Consider the following 6746-nt stretch of genomic DNA (forward strand, 5'->3'; position numbering starts at 1 on the left):
CCTGGTCCGCCATGGCGCCGGCCTGCGAGACCGCGCCGGCGGCGTTGGCCAGGCCCGCGGGCATGGGCAGGGCGCTGGCGAGCGCGCCGCCGGCGCCTTGCGTCAGGGACGCGGCGCCTTCACTCACCAGGGATTGCGTGGCATTGCCGGCCATCGAGGCGGCCCGCCCCATCAATGACGGAGTGCCGCCGCTCATCAGCGACGGCGTGACCGCGCCCACCGCGGACTGCGCCATGCCGCCGGCCTTGGCCGCCACGCCGGAGGCCAGGCCGGAGCCCGCCTCGGTGACGGCGCCCATGGCCTTGCCGGCCATCGCGCCCAGATCCTGTATGGGCTTGAGCGCGGCGCCGGCCATGGACTTGGCCTTGTCCAGCATGCCGGAAGCGGCTGTCAGGCCGCCGGACAGGGCGCTGGCGCCGCTGGCCAGGGCCGAGCCGATGCCGCCCAGGGCGGCGCCCTCGGCGGCGGCCGGCGCCGCGGCCATCGCGTCGGATGCGCCGGCGGCGTTCAGCGCCTGGCCGGAAGCGGCCAGCGCCTGCTTCATCGCGGCCGGTCGATGCACCAGTTCGGCCGTCACCAGCATCGGGTCGCCGACCTGGCTGGACGGCAGCGCGGGCAGGGCGGCGGCATCGCTGGCCGGCCCGATCAGGTTGTGCGAGGCGCCCTTCACGGAGAACATCCCGGGGCCCTTGAAGAGGATGTCGCCGCCGTCCATGACGATGGCGCCGCCGGCGGCCTGCAGCGTGATGCGCTGGTTCGCCAGGATCTCGATGCCGTCGGTGGTGGAGGTGATCGTGATGTCCTGGCCCGCCAGCATCTCCAGCATGTCGGTGTGCGCGTGGATCGACACCGGCGCGTTGGCCGCGATGGCGCGCAGGCCGCCGTCCTGCACGAACAGGCTGGTCGAGCGGCCCGAGGCGCTGGCGAAGGTCTGGCGCGCGGCCACGTGGCCATCGGCCTGGGCCGTGACATGCAGGTTCTCGCTGGCATGCAGGATCGCCGTCGCGGGCGTCGACAGGTTCATCGACGAGGGCGCGTCGATCAGCATGCGCGCGCCGTCGATACGCTCGACCGGGTCGCTGCCGCCGCGCTCGCCGCCGCTGGCCTTGACCGCCTGCTGGCCGCCGACGCTGCCGGGGTAGCGGCCCGCGGCCTTGGGATCGACCGCGTCGATCAACGCGTCGTATTCGCTGTTGGCCGCCAGCGGCCGCGCCTGACGTTGGGTGGCGGCGTCGCTGATGCGTTGCGCGGCGTTCTTCGCGCCGCGCATCAGGGCCAGCGCTTCCCGCGTGTCAGCCTGGGTCGAGGCGGCGCTTTCGCGGGCGTTGGCCGACAGCAGCATGCCTTGGCCGGATCGCACCACGGTCCAGGCGTCGGAACGCAATTCGAAGCCCGTGCCGCGCCATTGGCCGCGCGAGGCTTCGTCGGCGCCCTGCTTGACCAGGTAGCCCAGCCCCAGTTGCGACGCGGCGATGGAACTGGACAGGCGCGTGCGCACCTGGCCGGCGGTGTCGTCGAACAGCCATTGGCTGTGGCCCTGGCCATCCAGGCCCTGGCTGTGCCAGCCGCTGAGCGTGCCGGGATGGTTGGCGTCGGCGTCGACGCCCGCGGTCCAGGGCGGCAGGTCGCTGTCGTTGTAGAGCTGCGCCACCACCACGGGCTGGTCGATGTCGCCATCGAGGAATTCGACCACCACTTCCGTGCCCTGGCGCGGCAGGTGGTGGGCGCCCCAGTTGGGGCCGGCCTGCGCGCCGGCCACGCGCAGCCAGGCGCCGGAGCGGTCGTCGCCCGGCGCATTGCCGGCGTCGTCGCCATGGCTGCGATGGGGCAGCCCGCCCTGCAACGGGCGCTGGCCGCGCTGCCACGGGAATTGCACCTTCACGCGCAGGTCGCGGCCGGTGGTGACCGTGGCGTCCTGGGCGGTGACGACGACGGCGGTCACGCCCTCGGGAGCCGTGGGCCGCGCGCGCCAGGCCGGCAGCAGCGCCGCCGTGGCGGGCTGGGCGTCGAAGCGGTTGCGGTAGGCGCCGCGCTCCAGGTCGGCCGCGCCGAGCACCTGGGCGGCCTGGCTGCCCAGGTTGTTGGCGGCCTCGTGCTCGACGCGCAGCAGCGTATAGCGATTGCCCGCCAGCTCATCGGCGGCGCCGCCCGCGCCGGGCGCGTAGCGGTCGTGCTGGGTCAGCGCGAACACGTGGCCGGGCATCATCTGGCGCGCGGTGCCGCCGCCGTCAAAGCGCAGCATGCGCGCTTCGTGCGCCTGCAGGCCGCGCGCGGCCAGGCGTTCGGCGCCTTCGTCGTCGCGATGGCGGCCGTGGCCGTCGTAGTCGTAGTCCTCCAGCGCCGGCACGGCGCCCGCGTCCAGGGCCGATTGCGCCTGGGCGCCATGGGCCAGCAGGGCGCGGTCGTTCCAGGCCACGCGCGTGACGGTGTTGGGCCGCACGGCGCGGGCCGCGCCGAAGCGCGTGACGCTGTCTTCGGCCTCGGTGGCGTCGCTGCGGTGAAAGCGCAACGAGGCAGCGGGATTGTCGGGCTGCGCGACGCCGGCGTCGAACACCACCAGGCGGTGGCGCGCGCCGCCCGAGCCGTCGGACTGGCCGTCATCCTGCTGGTGGTCGAAGCGGAAGCTCAGGCCGGCCTCGGCCATCAGCCGCAGCGCGAAGTCCAGGTCGGTCTCCCGGTACTGGGTGCGCACCGGCTGCGCGGCCGGCGGCTCGGCGATGTCGAAGGCGTACGAGGCCTGCGGGTAGTCGGCGAAAATCTCGGTCAGGATGTCGGTGACCGACTTGTCCTGGAACAGGAAGCTGTCGCGCCGCAGCCGCAGCGTCGCCAGCCAGGGCGCGGCATGCAGGCGGTAGCGCGCCAGCCCGCCGTCGGCGCCGAGCGCATCGACGCCTTCGACCACGGCATGCCAGCGGCGCTGGCTGCCATCGGCCAGCAGCAGGCTGACGCTGATCTCCTTGCCCAGCAGCGGCTCGACGTCCAGTTCGGCGGACGAGGCCAGGCAGTCCAGCGTCAGGGCGAACAGCTCGGAGACGCCTTCGCGCAGCCGCATGCGCTCGACCACGAGCGCGTCGCCAAGCGGCGTGCGCGCTTGCAGCAGGCGGGCGTTCTGGGACAGGGCGGCGACGTTCAGGCTGCTGTAGCCGGCGGGCAGGGGGGAACGATCGATCATGATGCGTGGCGGTGTGGGTGGGCCGTCAGGGCAGCGAGATGGTCAGGTGGGCGGCGCGCGGCCCGAGCTTGACGATGTCGTGGTACGGCGCCATGGCCGTCTGCATGTCGCCGTTCAGGAAGTGCGCCATGCCCAGGTAGGCCAGCAGGCCGAGCAGGGCGAACAGCGCGCCGATGCTCCACAGCGGCACGTCGCGCTTGAGCGTGTGGGCGATCTTGTCGGGCAGCGGCCAGTGCGGCGCGAAGCCGGCGCGCTTGCCGCGCAGCAGCGCGATCTCGTCGCCCAGGCGCGCGGTCAGGTAGCCGAGCTTTTCCTGGCCCTCGATCATGTACTTGCCCTGAAAACCCAGCAGCAGGCACATGTAGAACACCTCCAGCGACTGCAGGCGCGGCGCGCCCTGGGCCCGCAGGTCTTCCAGGCGCGAGAAGAAGTTCTCGCCCGCCAGCTGCTCGCCGAACAACGTCAGCTGCAAGGGCTGCAGCATCCAGGCGTCGCGGATCGAGAACTGCGAGTTCAGCACGGTCTCGTCGACCGCGGCGCAGAAGGCGTACTTGGTGGCGTAGACATCCTCGGCCGGAATGTCGAGCTTCTTGGCGCTGCGCTCGAAGTCCGCCAGGAACTGCTGCACCCGCGCCGAGAACGAGGCGGCGCTGGCCGGTTCCTGGCCGCTCTTGAGCAGGAACAGCATCAGGAAACCGTCGTACAGCAGGTCCAGCAGCGACTTGGCGGGGCGCGATCCATAGAAATCGGCGGCACGGGGCGGGAGCGAGGCTCCGGGCATCAGAGAGGGCGCGGCGGCGTTCATGGCGGGCTCTTTCGGTAAGCGTCGGGGTTGCGTCGGATCGGGGGATGGACAGGCGCCGGTCAGCGGGTGACGGCGATCAGGTCCAGCTTCAGTTCGGGAATGCCGGACGGCGCGTAGATGGCGATGCTGCGGGCCTGCAGCATGCGGTCGTACAGCGAGCCGCGCGTCTGCAGCGTGAAGTAGCACGCGCCCGGCTTGACCGGCACGGCCGGCGGCACCTGCGGCGTGTACACCAGCTGCACGCCGGGCATGGCCGACAGCACCAGCTTCTCGACGTCGTCGGGCGCGCCGACCTTGAAGCGCAGCGGCACCGTCTCCGCCAGTTCGCTGGCCGGCGTCGCGGCCGACACCGACAGGTACAGCGCGGTGGTTTCGTCGAGCTTGTCGGAATCGAGCCGGCCGACATGGAACGACGGCCGCAGCTCCTCGAGCACGATGGAGAAGTAGCGGGTCGAGATGACGGTGTCGAGCAGGTCGCGCAGGATCGTGTCCAGCTGCGCGAACGCGGCGCCGGGCTGTTCATGGCGATACACCGGCAGGTCGGCCAGCGTGTGCACCTTCGAGAAAGTCATCAGCGCGCCGGCCAGCCGCAGCATTTCCTGGAACAGGCGCTCGGGGTGCAACTGCGGGTTGTGGAACAGGTGCGACAGCGCCGAGTAGGCCTCGTTGGCGGTGTGCAGCAGCCAGAACGAGGCCACGTCGCCCGAGCGGAATTCAATGATGTTCTTGCTCGGCTCGCGATGAAAGCCATAGAGCGCGTTGACCTTGGCCTGCAGCGCGTCCAGCAGGCGGCGCAATTGCTCGAACAGCGCGCCGCAGGCCTGCACCGTCAGGCTGGGGGCGATGAAGCTGGTGTCCAGCTCGTAGCCCGCGCTGGCGGTGCGGCGCACGCGCGCCACCGGGATGGTCAGCAGCGCGTCGCGCGGCTCGTGTTCGGACAGCAGGCGCACGTTCTTGCGCAGGAACGCTAGTTCGGCGGTGCTGGCGTTGGTGTACAGGTCGGGGGCGGGGCGGTCGTGGTGCGCGTAGCGCGAGTCGAAGCCTTCCGCCTGCTGCGCATCGCGGTAATTGCCGCCGATGTCCTTCATGGGGTGCAGCGCCAGGTAGAACACCGCTTCGCTGGCGCCGTCCAGGCCGTCCAGCGCCACCGCGGGCGGCAGGTCGTCGTTGTGGGGCGCGTTGTAGATTTCGCCGTCGGGGAAGATCGCCGACAGCTCGGTGGCGCGCAGCATGCCGTTGGCGAGCGCCGCGGCATCGAAGCGCACGCTGCGCAGTCCCCATGAATACGGGTGCAGCGCGCGGCTCATTTCCGCCAGGCGGGCCTCATGGTAGGCGTCCTGCCGCTGAAAATGCTGGGGCCGCAGGAACAGCCCCTCTCCCCACAAAATCTTCGCTGAATAACTCACGTTGGCGGGCTCTCGTTTATGTGTCTATATGAAGAGGACGTTTCACGTACCGGATCCAGGGCGAGCGCTGGATTCAGTCAGGGCATTGCAACGAGCCAAGCCTGGATGGATCGAATGCCGGCATGCCGGGCGGCAGCACGATCTTGCCGGTGGCGACCGTCATGGCGCACGCGTGTGCGCCCAGGACGATGCCGCTGTCTTCGACCGATTTGACCTCGAACACGTATTTCCAGCGCTGTGGCGCGGGTGCGTAAAACAAGGCGGCAACGGCGATATAGGTGGCGCCCTTCGGCACTTTTTCGACGTTTTCGAAGCGCTGGCCGGGCGTCAATGTGATCTCGCGCGAAGCAATGAGACTGTCGCCCAATGCCGCCTTTTCCTGCTCAGTATCAACCAATTGCGTGAGCGGTGCGCGCTGAAATGCCTCGGCATTCTTCAAATAGTATGCTTTCGTAACGACAGCCGTTGGCTGGCCGCTGCTCGCATTCAAATTTTCTCCGGCGTGTATCGCCAATTTCACATCAGTGGGCGCATTCGGGTCCTTTTTCAGGCCCGCCGCATCGAGTGCCGTGCCGGTGATTCCGGCGACCGCGCCAAGGGCGGAAACCGCTGCACAACCCGTCATGACCGGGGCCACCGCGACCAGCATCGAGGCCGCCAAGCATCGCGATAAATTGAGATGTTTTGACATGGCTCTTTATACCGGATCATTGCGACAACATACAGATGGCGGCACGTTGAGCGACATTTCGTGGCAAGTTACATGACGTAATGCACTGTAGTGGTGTACTAACAAAAAGTTGTTGAAATACGCGGCCCTTGGTTACATCGGACACGTTCCCCAAAAATGCAACTTTCCCGGTATTTCCTCATAGGCGGTATGGTGGCCTTGATGGCCGGTTGCGCCACGACCAGCAAGCCCCAGACGGACGCCGAATACAAGCAATCGATCACCCGGGCCACCGAGACATTGGCCAATAAGGGAGGCGATGAAGCCGTGGTCCAATTCCAGGAAATCGCGCAGCGCAATCCCTCGCGCGGCGAGCCCTGGTCGTACATCGCCAAGATCCGTTTTGATGAACAGAAATACGGGGAAGCCATCGTCGCCGCGGACGAAGCGCTGAGCCGCGACGAGAACGATTTCACCGCCAAGACGGTGCGCGCCGTGGGCGGCCTGCGGGTCGCCATGCAATCGCTGGCGGACCTGCGCGCCGATGCGCTGCTGGCCGGCAATGCCCGCAATGACGCGGTGGCGCTGGCCGCCTCCATGCGCGAGACGCTGGGCCAGGACGTGCTGTTCCCCGAAGGCCGCAAGCCGCCGTCGCGCGGCACGCGTCCGCCGCCCAAGCCGCGCAACGACGCC

5 protein-coding genes are annotated in these 6746 nt (G+C 69.3%); 1 reads left to right on the forward strand and 4 read right to left on the reverse strand.

Annotation, left to right across the window (positions count from 1 at the left end; genetic code table 11):
• From H0523_RS31210 to tssJ, 4 genes are all read right to left on the reverse strand, one after another.
• Nucleotides 1-3172, reverse strand: a 3172-nt coding sequence (locus H0523_RS31210; RefSeq protein WP_180180286.1) for a type VI secretion system tip protein TssI/VgrG, incomplete at its 3' end; no start/stop codon positions are given.
• 25 nt (nt 3173-3197) lie between these two features.
• Nucleotides 3198-3977, reverse strand: a complete 780-nt coding sequence (icmH, locus tag H0523_RS31215; RefSeq protein ID WP_054434059.1) for a type IVB secretion system protein IcmH/DotU — start codon at nt 3975-3977, stop codon at nt 3198-3200.
• A 59-nt stretch (nt 3978-4036) separates the two neighbouring features.
• Nucleotides 4037-5383, reverse strand: coding sequence for a type VI secretion system baseplate subunit TssK (tssK, locus tag H0523_RS31220; protein ID WP_054434061.1), 1347 nt, complete (start codon nt 5381-5383; stop codon nt 4037-4039).
• Between the two features lie 73 nt (nt 5384-5456).
• Nucleotides 5457-6032 (reverse strand): type VI secretion system lipoprotein TssJ, encoded by a 576-nt coding sequence (gene tssJ / locus H0523_RS31225; RefSeq protein ID WP_082380481.1) that lies wholly within the window; start codon nt 6030-6032, stop codon nt 5457-5459.
• A 231-nt stretch (nt 6033-6263) separates the two neighbouring features.
• Between tssJ and H0523_RS31230 the strand changes: the two genes are divergently transcribed.
• The coding region (locus H0523_RS31230) for an outer membrane protein assembly factor BamD (RefSeq protein WP_180180287.1) at nt 6264-6746 on the forward strand (483 nt) is incomplete at its 3' end.

Source organism: Achromobacter insuavis, from assembly GCF_902859645.1.
Classification (GTDB): domain Bacteria; phylum Pseudomonadota; class Gammaproteobacteria; order Burkholderiales; family Burkholderiaceae_B; genus Achromobacter; species Achromobacter insuavis.